A 16728-nucleotide genomic window follows, 5' to 3' on the forward strand; every position below is an offset into this window, starting at 1 on the left:
CACCCAGCTTTTGACATGAAAACCTCCCGCTGGATTGCAGCCCTCTACATTGGCCCCGCTGTGCTCGTCATGGCAGCGGCCTGCCTCTACCCGGTGCTGAGCGCTTTCCAGCTGGCGGGTTACGACTGGTCCATGGGCACGCCCTGGGCGTCTGCCCAGTGGGTGGGCTGGGACAACGTGGTCCAGGCCTTCGGTAACCCGAGGGTCTGGAACAGCTTGCTGACCACCTTGCTGTTTGCCGCCGTCTGCGTCACGGCAGAAATGCTGCTGGGCATCGCACTGGCCCTGGCGCTGGAAAAACCGGTCAAGGGCATGTCATTTTTCAGAACCCTGTTCATCCTGCCCATGATGATTGCCCCCATCGCTGTGGGCTTGACCTGGCGCTACATCTTTGACGCCCAATTTGGCCTGGCCAATGCCGTGCTCAAACTGCTGGGCCTGAGTGCGCAAACCTGGCTGGCCGACCCCCAATTGGCCTTCGTGGCCATCGTCATCGCCGACATCTGGCAGTGGACGCCCTTTGTCTTCATCATGATGATCGCGGCCTTGGCCGGGGTTGACCATTCCGTCATCGAAGCCGCCCGCATCGACGGCGCCAGCTGGTGGCAGCAAACACTGTGGGTCAAGCTGCCCATGGTCATGCATGTGATTGCCATCACTTTGATGATGCGCCTCATTGATGCCTTCCGGGTGCTGGAGGTGATCTATGTGCTGACGTTTGGCGGCCCGGGTGACAGCACCGAAATCCTGGCGCTGCACATTTACAAAACAGCCTTTGTGGGCCAGCAATTGGGCGTTGCCGCTGCCATCAGCATCTTGCTGTTGTTGGTGGTCACAGCACTCAGTCTGGGCGCCTTGCGACTGTCCAACCCCATGAAAGGAGTGCCCCAATGAAGCGCTCATGGTGGATCAGCACCTCTCATTACACCGTCCTGATTTTTCTGGCTTTGTTGTGCCTGGCCCCCATTTGGGTGATTTTTGCCACCAGCTTGCGCCAGCAAGTGGACATCTTTGCCGAGCCACTGAACTTCATCTTCATGCCCACGCTGGAAAACTACCGGGCCGTGATCGAAGAAGACAAGCTCGACCGCTACCTGGGCAACAGCCTGTTTGTCGGCATCGTGTCCACTGTGATCACGCTGGTGCTCGGTTGCATGGCGGCCTATGGTCTGGCCCGGTTCAGATTCCCGGGCCGTGAGGCTGTGGCCTACACCACCCTCTTGCTGCGCACGGTCCCGCTGGCCGTTCTGGCCATTCCCGTGTTCTTGATCTGGAACGAATGGCAACTGGTCAACAGCCTGTGGGGGCTCGTGCTGTTGTATGTGGCTGTCAATCTGCCTTTCACCATTTGGCTGCTTTATGGCTTTGTTCTGCAGGTGCCGATCGAACTGGAGGAAGCCGCAGCCATGGATGGTTGTGGCCCGTTCCAGATCTTCACCAAAGTGCTCTTGCCGCTGATGGGGCCCGGATTGGCGGCGGCATCCATCTTCACCTTCCGCATTGCCTGGAACGAGTTCATCCTTGCACTGGTGCTGACGGATCGGCAGACACGCACGCTGCCCGTCGCAGCCAGCCTGTTCATCACCGACTTGGGCGTGGACTGGGGCAAAGTCATGGCCATGACCAGCCTGATCGCCATCCCGCCGCTGATTTTCACGTTCATCGCGGCGCGGCAGATCATCACCGGGCTCACGGCAGGTGCGGTCAAGGGTTAGCCGAAGGGTCTCCCTTTGATCCCGGATAATCGAGGGATGAACCCCCTTCTCGCCAAGCTTCAACCCTACCCTTTTGAGCGGCTGAAACACCTGTTTTCAAGCGTCACGCCCAACCCCAGCCTCAAGCCCATCAGTCTGGGCATTGGCGAACCCAAACACGCCACGCCCGCGTTCATTCAGGAAGCACTCAAAGCGGCGGTGGCCACCGGCTTGTCGGCCTACCCCGCCACCGCAGGAGAGCCCGCCTTGCGCCAAGCCTGCGCAGCCTGGCTCAAAACACGTTACGGCCTGACGCTGGACGCGGCCACCCAGGTGCTACCGGTCAATGGCTCGCGCGAAGCCCTGTTTGCCCTCACGCAAACCGTGATCGACCCGACCCGGCCCGGTGCCACCGTGGTCAGCCCCAATCCGTTCTACCAAATCTACGAAGGCGCAGCCCTGCTGTCTGGGGCCACGCCCTATTACGTGCCCAGCGACCCGGCGCGCAACTTTGCCAACGACTGGGACAGCGTGCCCGCCGAGGTCTGGGCCCGCACCCAGCTTTTGTTCGTTTGCTCGCCCGGCAACCCCACCGGCGCGGTCATGCCACTGGCTGAGTGGGGAAAACTGTTTGCCCTGTCCGACCAGCATGGTTTCGTGATCGCTTCGGACGAGTGCTACAGCGAGATTTACTTCCGCGAAGAAGCGCCCTTGAGCGGCCTCGAAGCCGCCCACCAGCTGGGCCGCACCGACTTCAAACGCCTGATCGCCTTCACCAGCCTCAGCAAACGCAGCAACGTGCCTGGACTGCGCAGCGGCTTTGTGGCGGGTGACGCAGCAATCATCAAACAGTTCTTGCTCTACCGCACCTACCACGGCAGCGCCATGAGCCCGGTGGTGCAAGCCGCCAGCATCGCCGCCTGGGGCGACGAAGCCCATGTGGTGGACAACCGCAACCAATACCGCACCAAGTTCGCCCAAGTCACACCCGTGCTGGCCGAGGTGCTGGACGTCAAACTGCCCGATGCCAGCTTTTACCTGTGGGCCGGTGTGCCTGTGGGTTGGCAAGGCGACGACGCCGCATTTGCCAAAGCTTTGTACGAGGCCGAAAGCGTGACGGTGCTGCCCGGCAGCTACTTAGCACGAGACTTCAACGGCAGCAACCCGGGCCAGGGCCGCATCCGCATGGCGCTGGTGGCCGAGACCGCCGAGTGCCTGGAAGCGGCCGAGCGCATCGCCCGATTTGTGCGCGCCCATCCCAGCAAGGTCTAAGCCATGAACACAGCCAACACCTGCCACAACACCCTGCGTCTGGCCGAGCAACTGATCTCCAAACCCTCGGTCACACCCAACGATGCGGGCTGCCTGGACCTGATCGCCGACGCCTTGAAGCCGCTGGGCTTTGTCTGTGAATTCATGGACTCCGGCCCGGACACCTTCCGCGTGCGCAACCTGTGGGCCAAGCGGGTAGGTACTTCGGGCCAGACCCTGGCTTTTGCGGGCCACACCGACGTGGTGCCCACCGGGCCGCTCACGCAATGGGACAGCGACCCCTTTACCCCAACCCACCGCGAGGGCAAGCTGTTCGGTCGGGGCGCGAGCGACATGAAAACCTCGCTGGCGGCCATGGTCGTGGCGGTGCAAGAGTTTCTGGCGGCCAACCCCAACCCCGCTTTGGGCATCGCCTTTTTGCTGACCAGCGACGAAGAAGGCCCGGCCCTCGACGGCACGGTGGTGGTGTGTGAACAACTCAAAGCCCGTGGTGACGCGCCACAGTTTTGCATCGTGGGCGAGCCCACCTCGGTGCAGCAAACCGGCGACATGATCAAGAACGGCCGACGCGGCACCATGAGCGGCAAGCTGACCGTCAAGGGCATTCAGGGCCACATCGCCTACCCGCACCTGGCCGACAACCCGATCCACCGCTTGGCCCCAGCGCTGGCCGATTTGGTGGCGATTCGCTGGGACGAAGGCAACGCCTTTTTCCCGCCCACCAGCTGGCAAGTGAGCAACATCCATGCGGGCACGGGTGCGAGCAACGTGATCCCCGGCGACTGCGTGGTGGATTTCAACTTCCGCTTTTGCACCGAGTCCACACCCGAGAGCCTGCAGCAGCGGCTGACCGCCGTGCTGGACCAACATGGATTGAAGTACGAGTTGAGCTGGACCATAGGCGGGCTGCCGTTTTTGACCACGCCGGGCACTTTGGTGGCCGCCATTCAAAAAGCGATTGCCGACGAAACGGGCCTGAGCACCGAGCTGTCCACCACCGGCGGCACCAGCGACGGTCGCTTCATCGCGCAGATTTGCCCGCAAGTGATCGAGTTCGGCCCGCCCAACGCGACCATCCACAAGGTCAACGAGCATGTGGCGCTGGCCGACATCGCGCCGCTGAAAGCCATTTACCGCCGAACGCTGGAACAACTCAACGCGGGCTTGTCCGCATGAGCGCCCTGACCCTTTCGGGGCTGATCGCGGCTTCGGCCGAGCGGCTCACGCAAGCGGGCGTGGCTTTTGGCCATGGCACGCTCAACGCCTTTGACGAAGCCGTCTGGCTGGTGCTCTGGCGCTTGGGCCTGCCGCTGGACACCGATCTGGACGAAGTGGCAAGCCAAGCAGTCACACCCGAGCAGCAAGCGACCTGCGCTGCGCTGATCGAAGAGCGCATCGCCACCCGCAAACCCGCCGCCTACCTGACGCAAGAAGCCTGGCTGCAAGGCGTGTCGTTTTACATCGACGAGCGCGCCATCGTGCCGCGCAGCCTGATTGCCGAGGTGCTGGCCGACGGCACGATCGACGCCTGGTTGTCTGACCAGACCACCCGCGTGCTGGACCTGTGCACCGGCAACGGCAGCCTGGCCGTGCTGGCGGCGTTGGCCTGGCCCGACGTACAAGTCACCGGGGCGGACATCTCGGATGATGCGCTGGCCGTGGCCGCCATCAATGTGGAACGCCACGAGCTGCAAGAGCGGGTGAAGCTGGTCCACAGCGATGGTCTGTCGGCCTTGCCGGGTCCGTTTGACCTGATCTTGTGCAACCCGCCCTATGTGTGTCAGGCCAGCATGGACGTGCTGCCCGCCGAATACCGCGCCGAGCCTGAACTGGCGCTGGCTGGCGGTGCCGACGGCATGGACTTCGTGCGCCAGCTGTTCAAGGACGCGCCATCGCGCATGAGCGAACACGCGGTGCTGGTGCTGGAAATCGGCAACGAGGTGGCGCACTTCATCGCGGCTTTTCCTGAGCTGGAAGTGGCCTGGCTGGACACCAGCTCGGGCGACGATCAGGTTTTGCTGATCACGCGCGAAGCCCTTTTGACTTTGTGGGAGGCCGCCCCCGCGGCCGAATGACACGTTCCACCTTGGTTTTTTTGCGCGCAGGGGCGCGCTCCCACATTGAATTAGACAACGGATGATCAATCTCAAAAACGTCACGCTGCGCCGTGGCACCAAAGTGCTGCTGGACCAGGCCTCGGTCACCCTCAACCCGGGGGAAAAGGTCGGTCTGGTCGGGCGCAACGGTGCAGGCAAATCCACCTTGTTTGCGCTGTTCAACGGCACACTGCACGAAGACGGCGGCGACTTCGAGATGCCCAAAGCCTGGCGCATGGCGCAAGTGGCGCAAAACATGCCCGAAACCGACCAGCCTGCCGCCGAGTTTGTGTTGGAAGGCGACACGCGCCTGGCCGAATTGCGCCAGCGTCTGGTCGCAGCCGAAGAAAGTGGCGACGGCATGGAGATGGCCCACGTCTACACGGATCTTGCCGACGCAGGAGATCACGACGCGCTGCCCCGCGCCGAAGCCCTGATTCTGGGCCTGGGCTTTCGGGTGGACGAACTGAACAACCCGGTCAACAGCTTTTCGGGCGGCTGGCGCATGCGTTTGCAGCTGGCGCGTGCGCTGATGTGCCCGTCCGACATCCTGATCCTGGACGAACCCACCAACCACTTGGACTTGGACGCGCTGGTTTGGCTGGAGGCCTGGCTGCAACGCTATGCGGGCACCATGATCGTGATCAGCCACGACCGCGAATTTCTGGACGCGGTGACCGATGTGACCCTGCACATCGACCACGCCAAACTGACGCGCTATGGCAGCAACTACAGCGGCTTTGAAATCTTGCGCGCTCAACAGATGGAGCTGCAACAAGCTTCGTTTGCCAAACAGCAAGACAAGATCGCCCACTTGCAAAAGTTCATCAACCGCTTCAAGGCGCAGGCCAGCAAGGCCAAGCAGGCGCAAAGCCGGGTCAAGGCGCTCGAACGCATGGAAAAAGTGGCCCCGCTGCTGGCCGATGCGGAATTCACCTTCGGCTTCAAGGAACCCAACAACCTGCCCAACCCGATGCTGGCCATCAGCGAAGCGAGTTTTGGCTACACCGTCGAAGGCGACACCAAGCCCATCTTGCAAGGTGTCAGCAAATCGGTTCTGGCGGGCCAACGCATCGGCATTTTGGGGGCCAACGGTCAGGGCAAGTCGACTTTGGTCAAGACGATTGCCCGCACCATGCCGCTGCTGGCGGGCACGCTGACTGAAGGCAAGGGCCTGAACATTGGTTACTTCGCACAGCAAGAACTGGATGTGCTGCACCCGAACGACAACCCGCTGGAGCACATGATCCGCCTGGCCAAAGAGCTGGGCCCCAACAGCGGCGAACCCAGCCGCGAGCAAGACCTGCGCAATTACCTGGGCACCTTCAACTTCTCAGGCGACATGGTCAAGCAGGCCGTGGGCTCCATGAGCGGTGGCGAAAAAGCCCGCCTGGTGCTGGCCATGATCGTGTGGCAGCGACCCAACTTGCTGTTGTTGGACGAGCCGACCAACCACCTGGACCTGGCCACGCGAGAGGCGCTGTCGATGGCGCTCAACGAGTTTGAAGGCACCGTCATGCTGGTCAGCCACGACCGCGCCTTGCTGCGCGCCGTGTGCGACGAGTTCTGGATGGTGGGCCGGGGCAAGGTCGAGCCGTTTGATGGCGACCTGGACGATTACCAGAAGTACCTGCTGGAAGAGTCCAAGCGTCTGCGTGAAGTGGCCAAAAATGCCGCCCGCGATACCGCTGTTTCGGTGCCAACACCTGCGGCTGAAATCCCTGCGCCTGTTGTCGCGGCCGTGGCCGCGCCCGTGGCGACCATCAGCACACCGGGCATCAGCAGCGCCGAACAACGCAAACTCGATGCCCAAAAGCGCCAGCAACTGGCCGCGCAAACACGCCCCTTGAAGCGCGAGCTGGAACAAAACGAGCAACGCATGGCCAGCATCGAGGCAGAGAAAAGCCAGCTCGAACAACAACTGAGTTCGCCCCTGCCCCCCGCAGAAATCGCCGAAGCGGGTCGGCGCCTGAAAGCCCTGTCGGATGAGGTGAGCTCCTTGGAAGAGCGTTGGCTTGAGTTGACGCATTTGCTCGAAGAAACGGCTTGAGTTCCATCAGCCCATCCAAAAACAAAGGGGGCCCATGAGAATGGGCCCCCTTTTTTTGGCGTCAAGACCGCTGTGCTGCGGCCCGTTCAACAGGCTTTATCCGCCCACCACAGACCAGCCTGCGTGCTGATCGGCTTTGTTGTTTTCGTATTCCCACGCCGTGCCGCAGCGGTCGCAACGGTAAGAGGTGATGGTCGCTTGACCTGACTCGCGCTGCTCCTTGCGGTTGGCCCCCTGCACCAACTCTGCATGGCCAGGTGCACGACGCCAATTGCGCTGAATGCCTGAACAAGGCTCGCACAGCGCCATCTTTTTCAATTCGCTTTGGCTGTTCAATTCGGTGCTCATGGGTGCTCTTTCGATGGGGGTCCGGGTTCACGACACGTGCGCCCATGAAAAAAGCACTTTGTACCGAGATACAAAGTGCTTTTTAGTTTTTTGGTGGGACCAGCGGGGGTCGAACCCACGACAAACGGATTAAAAGTCCGCTGCTCTACCAACTGAGCTATGGTCCCTTTGCTACACTGTTTGTGCACTGTAGCAAGACTCAAATTATAGCGTTATTTTTTGGCCTTCTGAGCGCCCGCTGCCAAAAAATTCAAAATTTCTGAAGCCGCGCACATGCCAAAGGTTGCCGTCACACTGACCACCGATCCATAACCATGGCAATTGAGCGTGCCGTCGCCTTCGATGGCGCAAGACGCATCAGGCGGCGCCACCGATTCACGGCTGAAAACACCTTGAACGCCCATGCGCTTGTCGCCCTTGGCTGCGCCATGGTGTTTGCGCAAGCGGTAGCGCACCTGAGCCAACAAAGGGTCGTGGGTGATCTTTGACAAGTCATCAACATCCACTTTGTGTGCGAGGCGCTTGCCGCCAGCGGCCCCCACCGTGATGAAGCCCACTTTGTTTTCAAGTGCCCACTGGGCCATGACCACCTTGGCCTTGACCTGGTCGCAAGCATCGATCACCGCATCCGGCAGGCACGGCAAAACATCAGGCCAGTTTTCGGGCGTGACAAATTCATCGATGGCATCCACCTGGCAGTCAGGGTGAATCAAGGCAATGCGTTCGCGCATGGCATCCACCTTGGCTTGCCCCGCCGTGCTGGTCAGCGCATGGATCTGGCGGTTGATGTTGGACTCGGCAATGTGGTCCATGTCGATCAAAGTCAGGCGCGCAATGCCACTGCGGGCCAACGCTTCAGCAGCCCATGACCCCACGCCACCAATGCCCACCACCACCACATGCGCTTGGCGAATTCGCTGCGCACCTGAGACGCCATACAAACGTTGCAAACCGCCAAAACGGCGTTCGTCGATGTCATCCTGAAGGGGTGTATCGCTCATGCCAATACCTCCGCGCGGTACATCTGCCAATGCAAGGTCGCCACCGCGCCCAAAACAATCCCGAACACGGCAATGCAACTGCCCAGACTGAGGGATGACAAGCCCGACAAGCCTTGTCCAATGCTGCAACCCATGGCCATGACAGCGCCCATGCCCATCAGCGCGCCACCCAACAGGTGACGGCCCAAGTCTGCGGTTTGCGTAAAGCCTTCCCACCGGAATGTGCCTTGCCATCGCGCGCTGCAAAAGGCCCCTAGCAACAAGCCAATCACCATGACCATGCCCACACTCAACCGCTTGCCGCCATCACTGAAGTACATGAACGCATCCAGCACGAAAGCCACAGGTGCCGTCAAACTCATGGACTCCATGCGCCCACTGGCTGTGGCCAAAAATGCGGGCTCCAGTGTTTGCGGGTGCTCTGGCACAAAACCCAAAACCCCACTGACCCACCACAGTGCGACCACGATGGCCCCGATGCCCACCCCCGAAAAGACCGCAGATCGGTCCAGTGTCCGGCGGTCTTTGAAAACCCAAAGTAAAAGCAGTCCGGACACCCCACAAGCCGAGACCCAGCCCGCCCAAGACGGCGTCAGCCCTGTGAGGTGGGCGAGCCATTGCCCCAAGAACGGGCCAGGCCCAGTGCCCACGGTCAACAGATCAATGGAATGGACCCGCCACACGGCCGTCAAACCGCGCAGGGCGGCCAAGGCCGATATGCCCATGGCCATCAACACCACCAGTGACTTCAAATTACCAGCGCCCAGCCGAACGAGTGACTTGCTGGTGCAGCCCGAGCCCAGCACCATGCCCGAACCAAAAAGCGCACCGCCCAGCCACAAAGAAAGCCAGGGGAGCTGCGTGTTGCCATACATGGTGTTGACAGGGCTGACCCAACCGAGTGAGGACATCCCGCCAAAACCCAAAATGGCCACGGCAAGGGCCACCGCCCATTGCTTGGCCCGGTTGGCATCGCCCATGATCACCCAGTCGCTGATGGCGCCCAAAGTGCAAAAGTGGCTGCGATGAAACAACCCGCCCGCCAAGACCGACAACACCCCTGTCAGCCCCAAAACCTGCAGGGTCTGAAGCTGGAGCTGCTCGAGCGTGATCACCCGAATGCCCTTGGGCTCAGCGCAAGCGCGCCAGGCGGTCGCGCGCGGTGGCGGCAGCCTCTGATGCCGGATAGGCCTTGACCAACTCGTCCATCGTTTTACGGGCACCCTTGAGGTCCTTCAATTCGATCTGAACGTTGGAGATGGCCAGCATCGCCTCAGGCGCACGGGCATGTGCGGGCGAAACTTTCAGCATTTGCTGAAAATTGGCCATCGAGTCTTTGTAGTCCTTGTTGGCATATTGAGCATTGCCCAGCCAGAACAATGCCGAAGGCGCGTAACCGCTTTTGCCATGGCGCTGAACAAATTGACCCAAGGCCACTTGCGCCGCCGCAAAATCACCTTTGCGGAAAATGTCCATGGCCGCTTCGTAATCTCGTTTTTCTGCGGGTTCGGCCATGAATTCAGCGCCGTCCACACTGACTTTCACAGGCTCAAAACGGCGCAAACGCTCGTTCACGCCATTGACCATGTCTTTTTGGCTCAACTGCGCCTCAGACAGATCGCGCGCCAAGCGCTCTTGAGCACCACGGAGTTGAGACTGTTCGACCTTCAATCCGTCAATTTGCCCCTGAAAATCCAGCAACGAGCGCCGCAGCTGGGCATTTTCATCGGTCAGGCCTTTGATCGCCGTGTTGGATTGCTCCACACGCTGGCGCAGATCCAGAATGGCTTTGCGGGCCTCATCGTCATCAAAAAGTCCCGCCTGAGCGGTCCCCATCAAAGCCCACAAAACAGGGACCCAAACAAGTCGGTGCCCTGCACGCCCAAAAATGGCCAGCGTCTTCATGGTCTTCAGTACCGGATTTCGACGCGGCGGTTTTTAGCCAGATCGGACTCAGATGAACCTTGTGCTGCGGGCTTTTCTTTGCCGTAGCTGACGGCTTCCAACTGGCTCTCAGGCACGCCCAACAAGCTCAATGCCTGGCGCACGGCCTCTGCACGTTTTTGTCCCAATGCCAGGTTGTATTCACGACCGCCACGCTCGTCGGTGTGGCCTTCAAGGTTGGCTTTGCGCTGCTTGTTGGTTTGCAAAAAGCGGGCATGGCTTTCGATCACAGGACGCGCTTCGGCGCGAACCACAAAACTGTCGTAGTCAAAATAAACCACATGCGCCACGCCCACTGGCCCGGTGCCCGAAGCCGACTTCTCCACCACCACCCCGGCCACACCGGTCTGTGCACCGCTGGGGTTGCTGCCAATGCCTTGCGTGGACGCGCCGGACGATGTAGCCGACTTGTCTTCCACAGGCACGTCGTCCAGTTTCACACCCGATGCGCAACCCGCCAAAAGCGCTGCGAACAACAAACTGGCCAAAAATTTCTTTGTCATGGTTTACCTCTTCAATTTAAAAGTGATTGTTCGAAAATTTATTTGCGCACGGGGCCCCAATGGGGCTCGCGGATATCACCACCTTGCCCCGCCAAACGGGCTTTGATGCGTCCATCCAGTGTGGTGGTCATCAAGGACTCACGGCCCTGGAAAACCGTGGCGTACACCAACATCCGGCTGTTGGGCGCAAAGCTGGGGCGCTCATCGGCCGATGTATCGGTCAACTCAGTGACCTTGTTGGTGGCCAGCTCCATCAATTGCAAGCGGTAGCCACCGCCCACACGAGAGACATAAGCCAACCAACGCCCATCCGGGCTGAGTGCAGGGGAAATATTGTAAGAGCCGGCAAAGGTCACCCGCTCTGCGGGACCGCCCTGCGCGGGCATGCGGTAGATCTGCGGGCTTCCGCCTCGATCGCTGACAAAAAACAAGGCACTGCCATCCGGCGAAAAAGCGGGTTCGGTGTTGATGCCCCCCGATGACGACAAGCGGCGAGGCTCACCCCCATTCAGATCGATACGGAAAAGCTGAGAGCCACCATCGCGGCTGAGCGTTGCGGCCAAGGACTTGCCATCGGCACTCCATGCCGGCGCACTGTTGGAGCCCTTGAAGTTGGCCACTGGGCGGCGCTGGCCAGTGGCCAGCTCATGCACATACACCACGGGTTTGCGCTGCTCAAATGACACATAAGCCAAATGGGTGCCACTGGGCGACCACGAGGGTGAAATGATGGGCTCCGGGCTGCTCAGAGCCGACTGGGCACTCTCGCCATCAGAGTCGGCAATCCACAAAGAGTACCGGCCACCGGCTTTGGTCACGTAGCTGATGCGCGAGGCGAAAGCCCCCGGGGTACCGGTCAACTGCAGGTAAACCCAGTCGGCCAAGCGGTGTGCCGACAAACGCAACTCTGCCGCAGAAACCGTGTCCTTGAAATCGCCTTTTTCCTGGCCTTTGACCGCATCCCACAGGCGGGCGCGCACATCAAACCGGCCATCGGCCAAGCGTGTCACCGAGCCCGCCACCAAAGCCTCGACAGACAGTTGACGCCAAGTCGACCAGTCGGGGCGGCTCATTTCGTCCAGCGCGGAAGAGCCAGCGGCCAGGCCCTTGAACTGCCCACTGCGCTCCAGATCGGCCTGCACGATGCTGGCCAGTTTTTGTGGCGCTGTGGCCTCGCCTTTGAAGGGTGCAATCACCACCGGCAGTTGGGTCATGCCCACGCCTGTGACTTCCACGCGAAATTGAGCCCAAGCGGGCACCGCCAGGGTGGTCAAAACCAGCAGCTTCAACAGCCATGAGAACAGGCCAATGCGCAAAAAAACAAGCTTCATGTCAATGTGGTGACCATTCAAATCGCGGAAGCCGTGATCGTACACCGTAGAAATCCATTTTCTGCGGCTGAATCCATGGCCCTACTTACAATCTAGGCCATGAGCCAGACCCCATCTTCTCCCTCTTCCCAGTCCAGCATCCGGGACCGATTGCGGCGACTGGCACCTTATTTCGGGAGCCAGCCGGGCATTTGGGGCGTAGCGGTTCTGGCCACCCTCATGGCCGCATTGACCGAGCCGATGATTCCAGCTTTGTTTCAGCCCTTGCTGGACAAAGGTTTCGCAGAAAACAAATTGCCTTTGTGGGCCATTCCGGCGGCTGTGGTCGGCCTTTTCACGGTGCGTGGGGTGGCCAACTTCATCGCCCAGTACGCCCTGTCAAGATTGACCAACGACGGGATGGAAAAACTCAGATCCCAGCTTTTTTCGCAGCTCATGAAGGCCGATTTATCGCTGTTTTCCAGGCAATCGGCCAGCGCCCTGTCCAACACCCTGGTTTACGAAGTCCAAAACGGGGCCTCGCAGTTGGTCTCGGCGGTCATTGCCTTGGCCCGCGACGGCTTCACGCTGATCGCCTTGCTGAGCTATCTGATGTGGCTGAATTGGAAGCTCACGCTGGTGGTTTTCACCGTGGCACCGGGCCTCAGCTGGATCATGAAAGCGCTCTCGCGCCGTCTTTACAAGCTGACCAAAGAAAGCCAAACCGCCACCGACAACCTGGCTTATGTGGTCGAAGAAAACGTGCTGGCGCACCGAGTCGTGCGTTTGCAAGGCGGGCAGGCCCACCAAGTGGCGCGTTTTGGCCAACTGGCTCAGGTGCTTCGTCGGCTGGCACTCAAGACCACCGTGGCCTCTGCGGCCATGACCCCATTGACCCAAATCATGGCGGCGCTGTCTTTGTCCATGGTGCTGGTGATCGCGCTTTACCAAAGTCAAAACGGCGCATCGGGTGCCACCGTGGGGGGGTTTGTCGCCTTCATCACCGCCATGCTCATGTTGGTCGCCCCCATCAAGCGACTGGCAGAAATATCCAGCCCCATCACCCGTGGACTGGCGGCGCTCGAAAGAGGCTTGGCCTTGATTCATGAAGCCAAGGAAGAGACACAAGGCACATACACCAGCCTCCGCGCCCAAGGTGCGGTGGAATGGCAAGACGTGCATCTGCAATTCAGCCCCGATGGCCAAGCCGCCTTGTCTGGCGTCAACCTCAAAGTCGAGCCGGGCGAAACCGTGGCCTTGGTCGGCACATCGGGGGCTGGCAAAACCACCCTGATCCAACTGCTCCCCCGCTTTGTGCAAGCCACTGCTGGCCGCGTGTGCATCGATGGCGTGCCAATCGAAGACTGGGCTTTGGACAGTTTGCGGCGTCAAATTGCCATGGTCAGCCAGGATGTCGTGATGCTCAACGACACGATCGCGGCCAATGTTTGCCTCGGGCACGACGCCAATCGAGCGCAAATTCAGGCTTGCCTGGAAGCTGCCAACCTGTGGGACCATGTCTCACAACTGCCGCAAGGCATGGACACGCTTTTGGGCCACAACGCCAACCAGCTCTCTGGTGGCCAGCGCCAGCGCCTGGCGATTGCGCGCGCGCTTTACAAAGATGCACCCATTTTGATTCTGGACGAAGCAACCTCGGCGCTGGACAACGAGTCCGAGCGGCTGGTTCAGGACGCTTTGCAAAAACTCATGCAAGGCCGGACCACCTTGATCGTGGCGCACCGCTTGTCCACCATTGAGCATGCTGACCGCGTGGTGGTCATGGAGCGCGGCCAAATTGTTGAACAAGGCGCCCCGGCCAGCTTGCTGGCCTCAGGCGGAGCTTATGCCCGGCTGCACAACCGGGGCGAGTGGGCCAGCGAGGCGCAAGCTTAAGGCCCTGAGCGGCGTCACTCAGAGCAGCACGATGTCGTATTGCTCAGGGCCCATGGCGGGCTCCACCTGCAGCGAAATCGGCTTGGCGATGAAGTCCGACAAACCCGCCAAGTGCTGGCTTTCTTCGTCCAGCAGCAAATCAATGACCGCCGATGCCGCCACGACACGAAACTCGCGTGGGTCAAATTGCCGGGCTTCGCGCAGGATTTCGCGCAAGATGTCATAAACCACCGATCGGGCAGTTTTGACAATCCCTTTGCCTGAGCAGCTCGGGCACGGCTCGCACAGCATGTGGGCCAAAGACTCGCGGGTGCGCTTGCGCGTCATCTCCAGCAAACCCAATGACGAAAAACCACCCGCCATGGTCTTGACGCGGTCACGCGCCAATTGCTTGCGGAACTCGGCCAGCACCGCGTCTTGGTGGTCAGAACGGGACATGTCAATGAAGTCGGCAATGATGATGCCACCCAAGTTGCGCAGACGCAGTTGGCGGGCGATGGCTTGTGCCGCCTCCAGATTGGTCTTGAAGATGGTGTCTTCAAAATTGCGCGCCCCCACATAGCCGCCCGTGTTGACGTCCACCGTGGTCAGGGCTTCGGTTTGGTCGATGATCAGGTAGCCGCCAGATTTCAGGTCGACCCGACGACCCAAGGCTTTGGCGATCTCTTCATCGATTGAATACAGATCAAAAATCGGCCGCTCGCCCTTGTAAAGCTGCAGGCGTTCGGCCGCTTTGGGCATGAATTCGCGACCAAAAGCCACCAGCTTGGCAAACTGCTCTTGTGAATCGATGCGGATGCTTTGGGTGGCCTCCCCCACCAAGTCGCGCAACACACGCTGCAGCAAGGTCAGGTCCTGGTGCAACAAGGAGGCTGGCGGCAAACGCAGGGATGCCTCTTTGATGCGGGCCCAGGTCTTGCGGAGGTAGGCAATGTCTTCTTGCAACTCTTCGTCGCTGGAGTCTTCGGCATTGGTGCGCAAAATGAACCCGCCACCGTCTGCGCCCACCAAAGCCTGCAGCCGTTGGCGCAGCGCATCACGTTGGTCGGAAGGTATTTTTTGCGACACACCAATGTGGTCGTCCTGCGGCAAGAAAACAAGATGGCGTCCGGCAATGCTGATTTGCGTGGACAGACGGGCACCCTTGGTGCCCATCGGGTCCTTGATGACCTGCACCATGATGGCGCGACCTTCAAACACCTGCTTTTCAATCGGCACCAGGGGTTGCCCCGTGCGAGCGGCGGAGGTCTCGCCTTCGGCATGTTTTTGCCAGACATCGGCCACATGCAAAAACGCGGCCTTGTCGAGACCGATGTCGATGAAGGCGGACTGCATGCCCGGCAACACCCGGGCCACTTTGCCCAAGTACACATTGCCCACCAAACCACGCTCCAGCGTGCGTTCGACGTGCAGCTCTTGCACCGATCCGAACTCGACTACAGCGACCCGGGTTTCCTGGGGCGACCAATTGACCAAAATATCTTGTTGCATCGAGGTAAATCAGGTTGGGAACATGAAAACGGCACCAGCCGTCATGGCCAGAGGCTTAGCAACGAACGCCCACCGAGCGCAGCAAAGTGGCAGTCTCGAAAAGCGGCAAGCCCATGATGCCTGAATAACTGCCACGGATCTGTTCAATATGGGCAGCCGCCCTGCCCTGTACCCCATAAGCCCCAGCCTTGCCCATGGGCTCACCTGAGGCCACATAGGCCTTGATCTGAGCAGGTGTCATGAGCGCAAAACGCACCCACGACTCGGACACCGCCGCCACGCGCTGGCGGCCTTTTTGCACCGCCACGGCCGTCAACACCCGATGGGTCTGGCCCGCGAGCATTTTCAAAATGCGCATGGCATCGGCGGGGTCGGCTGGTTTGCCCAAAATGTCACGCCCCAAACACACGGTGGTGTCCGCACACAGCACAGGCGCAGCAGGCAAACCCTGGCGCTTCAGGCGTTGCACAGCCGCATCGAGCTTCAGCCCCGTGACACGGGCCACATAGCGGCCAGGTGCCTCGCTGCCGCGAACCTCTTCCAGAGATTCGGCATCTTCTTCAGGGCCTGCCAGCAACAAGGTGTGGGCCACGCCAATCTGGGCCAGCAACTGGCTGCGGCGCGGACTTTGGGAGGCCAGGTAGATGAAGTCGCTCATTCGCGGTGGTAGGGGTGGTTGGCGTTGATGGACCAGGCGCGGTACAGCTGCTCAATCAACAGCACCCGGGCCATGGCGTGGGGCAAGGTCATGTCGGACAAGCGGATGCGCTCGTGCGCGGCTTGCCGGAATTCGGGCTCCAAGCCATCGGGGCCACCAATCACCAGCGCCACATCGTCGCCCCCCAACTGCCAACTGGTCAGGCGTGTGGCCAAGGCCTGGGTGGTGAGGTTGGTGCCGCGTTCGTCGAGCACCACGATGCGGGTGCCCCGCGGAATGGCCGCTTCGATGCGCTGGCGCTCGGCGGCATACAGGGTTGGCAGGGTTTTGGAGCCTCGGGGCTCGGTTTTCACGGCCTTGAGCTCGACCTTGAGCTCAGGCGGAAAACGTTTGGCGTAGTCGTCCCAGGCGGTCTGAGCCCAGTCAGGCACACGCAGGCCGACCGCAACGATCAGCAGCTTCATG

Annotated in this window: 16 protein-coding genes and 1 tRNA gene; 7 read left to right on the top strand and 10 right to left on the bottom strand. The window is 60.6% G+C overall.

What is annotated here, in order from left to right; translation table 11 throughout:
* Positions 1-15: 15 nt before the first annotated feature.
* The 6 genes from B9Z33_RS11160 (at position 16) to B9Z33_RS11185 (ending at position 7112) form a co-directional block, all read left to right on the top strand.
* Positions 16-894, top strand: a complete 879-nt coding sequence (locus tag B9Z33_RS11160) for a carbohydrate ABC transporter permease (protein WP_108287128.1) — start codon at positions 16-18, stop codon at positions 892-894.
* Entirely contained in the window at positions 891-1715 is an 825-nt protein-coding gene (locus B9Z33_RS11165) for a carbohydrate ABC transporter permease (protein WP_108287129.1), read from the top strand. Before B9Z33_RS11160 ends, B9Z33_RS11165 begins: the two co-directional genes overlap by 4 nt.
* A 36-nt stretch (positions 1716-1751) precedes the next feature.
* Positions 1752-2966, top strand: coding sequence for a succinyldiaminopimelate transaminase (dapC, locus tag B9Z33_RS11170; RefSeq protein WP_108287130.1), 1215 nt, complete (start codon positions 1752-1754; stop codon positions 2964-2966).
* Positions 2967-2969: 3 nt separating this feature from the next.
* Positions 2970-4142, top strand: a complete 1173-nt coding sequence (gene dapE / locus B9Z33_RS11175) for a succinyl-diaminopimelate desuccinylase (RefSeq protein WP_108287131.1) — start codon at positions 2970-2972, stop codon at positions 4140-4142.
* Entirely contained in the window at positions 4139-5041 is a 903-nt protein-coding gene (prmB, locus tag B9Z33_RS11180) for a 50S ribosomal protein L3 N(5)-glutamine methyltransferase (protein WP_108287132.1), read from the top strand. The genes dapE and prmB overlap by 4 nt, the downstream gene beginning before the upstream one ends.
* A gap of 61 nt (positions 5042-5102) precedes the next feature.
* Entirely contained in the window at positions 5103-7112 is a 2010-nt protein-coding gene (locus tag B9Z33_RS11185; RefSeq protein ID WP_108287133.1) for an ATP-binding cassette domain-containing protein, read from the top strand.
* 96 nt (positions 7113-7208) lie between these two features.
* On the opposite strand, the gene B9Z33_RS11190 is transcribed toward B9Z33_RS11185, so the two are convergent.
* The 7 genes from B9Z33_RS11190 to tolB form a co-directional block, all read right to left on the bottom strand.
* The gene (locus B9Z33_RS11190; protein WP_108287134.1) at positions 7209-7460 is read right to left on the bottom strand and encodes a hypothetical protein; all 252 of its coding nucleotides are present in this window, start codon (positions 7458-7460) and stop codon (positions 7209-7211) included.
* Between the two features lie 91 nt (positions 7461-7551).
* Positions 7552-7627 (bottom strand) — tRNA-Lys (locus tag B9Z33_RS11195).
* A 45-nt stretch (positions 7628-7672) separates the two neighbouring features.
* Positions 7673-8461 (bottom strand): ThiF family adenylyltransferase, encoded by a 789-nt coding sequence (locus B9Z33_RS11200; protein WP_108287135.1) that lies wholly within the window; start codon positions 8459-8461, stop codon positions 7673-7675.
* Positions 8458-9576, bottom strand: a complete 1119-nt coding sequence (locus tag B9Z33_RS11205; RefSeq protein ID WP_369916738.1) for a YeeE/YedE family protein — start codon at positions 9574-9576, stop codon at positions 8458-8460. Before B9Z33_RS11205 ends, B9Z33_RS11200 begins: the two co-directional genes overlap by 4 nt.
* Positions 9577-9592: 16 nt before the next feature.
* Positions 9593-10366 carry a tol-pal system protein YbgF gene (ybgF, locus tag B9Z33_RS11210; protein ID WP_108287136.1) on the bottom strand — a complete coding sequence of 258 codons (774 nt, stop codon included), beginning with the start codon at positions 10364-10366 and terminating at the stop codon, positions 9593-9595.
* Positions 10367-10371: 5 nt separating this feature from the next.
* A complete protein-coding gene (gene pal, locus B9Z33_RS11215) occupies positions 10372-10908 on the bottom strand; it encodes a peptidoglycan-associated lipoprotein Pal (RefSeq protein ID WP_108287137.1) in 537 nt (178 codons plus the stop codon).
* 38 nt (positions 10909-10946) lie between these two features.
* On the bottom strand, positions 10947-12239 hold the full coding sequence (gene tolB / locus B9Z33_RS11220) for a Tol-Pal system beta propeller repeat protein TolB (RefSeq protein WP_108287138.1): 1293 nt from the start codon (positions 12237-12239) through the stop codon (positions 10947-10949).
* A 99-nt stretch (positions 12240-12338) separates the two neighbouring features.
* On the opposite strand from tolB, the gene msbA reads away from it, so the two are divergent.
* Positions 12339-14114, top strand: a complete 1776-nt coding sequence (gene msbA / locus B9Z33_RS11225; protein WP_108287139.1) for a lipid A export permease/ATP-binding protein MsbA — start codon at positions 12339-12341, stop codon at positions 14112-14114.
* An 18-nt stretch (positions 14115-14132) separates the two neighbouring features.
* Here the strand turns inward: msbA and rng are convergent, their stop codons facing one another.
* From rng to rlmH, 3 genes are read right to left on the bottom strand one after another with little or no spacing between them, the layout of a single operon-like run.
* The gene (gene rng, locus B9Z33_RS11230; RefSeq protein WP_108287140.1) at positions 14133-15605 is read right to left on the bottom strand and encodes a ribonuclease G; all 1473 of its coding nucleotides are present in this window, start codon (positions 15603-15605) and stop codon (positions 14133-14135) included.
* A gap of 55 nt (positions 15606-15660) precedes the next feature.
* A complete protein-coding gene (locus tag B9Z33_RS11235; protein ID WP_108287141.1) occupies positions 15661-16263 on the bottom strand; it encodes a nucleoside triphosphate pyrophosphatase in 603 nt (200 codons plus the stop codon).
* Positions 16260-16727: a 23S rRNA (pseudouridine(1915)-N(3))-methyltransferase RlmH gene (rlmH, locus tag B9Z33_RS11240; RefSeq protein ID WP_019428759.1), complete on the bottom strand. Its 468-nt coding sequence runs from the start codon at positions 16725-16727 to the stop codon at positions 16260-16262. Before rlmH ends, B9Z33_RS11235 begins: the two co-directional genes overlap by 4 nt.
* Between the last annotated feature and the right edge of the window lies 1 nt (position 16728).

It is taken from the genome of Limnohabitans sp. T6-20 (assembly GCF_003063505.1).
In the GTDB taxonomy this organism is placed as follows: domain Bacteria; phylum Pseudomonadota; class Gammaproteobacteria; order Burkholderiales; family Burkholderiaceae_C; genus Limnohabitans_A.

Coding starts and splice junctions, on each gene's coding strand:
- B9Z33_RS11160 (WP_108287128.1), top strand. CDS start 16: ATGAAAACCTCCCGCTGGATTGCAGCCCTCTACATTGGCCCCGCTGTG.
- B9Z33_RS11200 (WP_108287135.1), bottom strand. CDS start 8,461: ATGAGCGATACACCCCTTCAGGATGACATCGACGAACGCCGTTTTGGC.
- dapC (WP_108287130.1), top strand. CDS start 1,752: ATGAACCCCCTTCTCGCCAAGCTTCAACCCTACCCTTTTGAGCGGCTG.
- rlmH (WP_019428759.1), bottom strand. CDS start 16,727: ATGAAGCTGCTGATCGTTGCGGTCGGCCTGCGTGTGCCTGACTGGGCT.
- rng (WP_108287140.1), bottom strand. CDS start 15,605: ATGCAACAAGATATTTTGGTCAATTGGTCGCCCCAGGAAACCCGGGTC.
- dapE (WP_108287131.1), top strand. CDS start 2,970: ATGAACACAGCCAACACCTGCCACAACACCCTGCGTCTGGCCGAGCAA.
- B9Z33_RS11235 (WP_108287141.1), bottom strand. CDS start 16,263: ATGAGCGACTTCATCTACCTGGCCTCCCAAAGTCCGCGCCGCAGCCAG.
- B9Z33_RS11185 (WP_108287133.1), top strand. CDS start 5,103: ATGATCAATCTCAAAAACGTCACGCTGCGCCGTGGCACCAAAGTGCTG.
- ybgF (WP_108287136.1), bottom strand. CDS start 10,366: ATGAAGACGCTGGCCATTTTTGGGCGTGCAGGGCACCGACTTGTTTGG.
- B9Z33_RS11190 (WP_108287134.1), bottom strand. CDS start 7,460: ATGAGCACCGAATTGAACAGCCAAAGCGAATTGAAAAAGATGGCGCTG.
- msbA (WP_108287139.1), top strand. CDS start 12,339: ATGAGCCAGACCCCATCTTCTCCCTCTTCCCAGTCCAGCATCCGGGAC.
- pal (WP_108287137.1), bottom strand. CDS start 10,908: ATGACAAAGAAATTTTTGGCCAGTTTGTTGTTCGCAGCGCTTTTGGCG.
- prmB (WP_108287132.1), top strand. CDS start 4,139: ATGAGCGCCCTGACCCTTTCGGGGCTGATCGCGGCTTCGGCCGAGCGG.
- tolB (WP_108287138.1), bottom strand. CDS start 12,239: ATGAAGCTTGTTTTTTTGCGCATTGGCCTGTTCTCATGGCTGTTGAAG.
- B9Z33_RS11165 (WP_108287129.1), top strand. CDS start 891: ATGAAGCGCTCATGGTGGATCAGCACCTCTCATTACACCGTCCTGATT.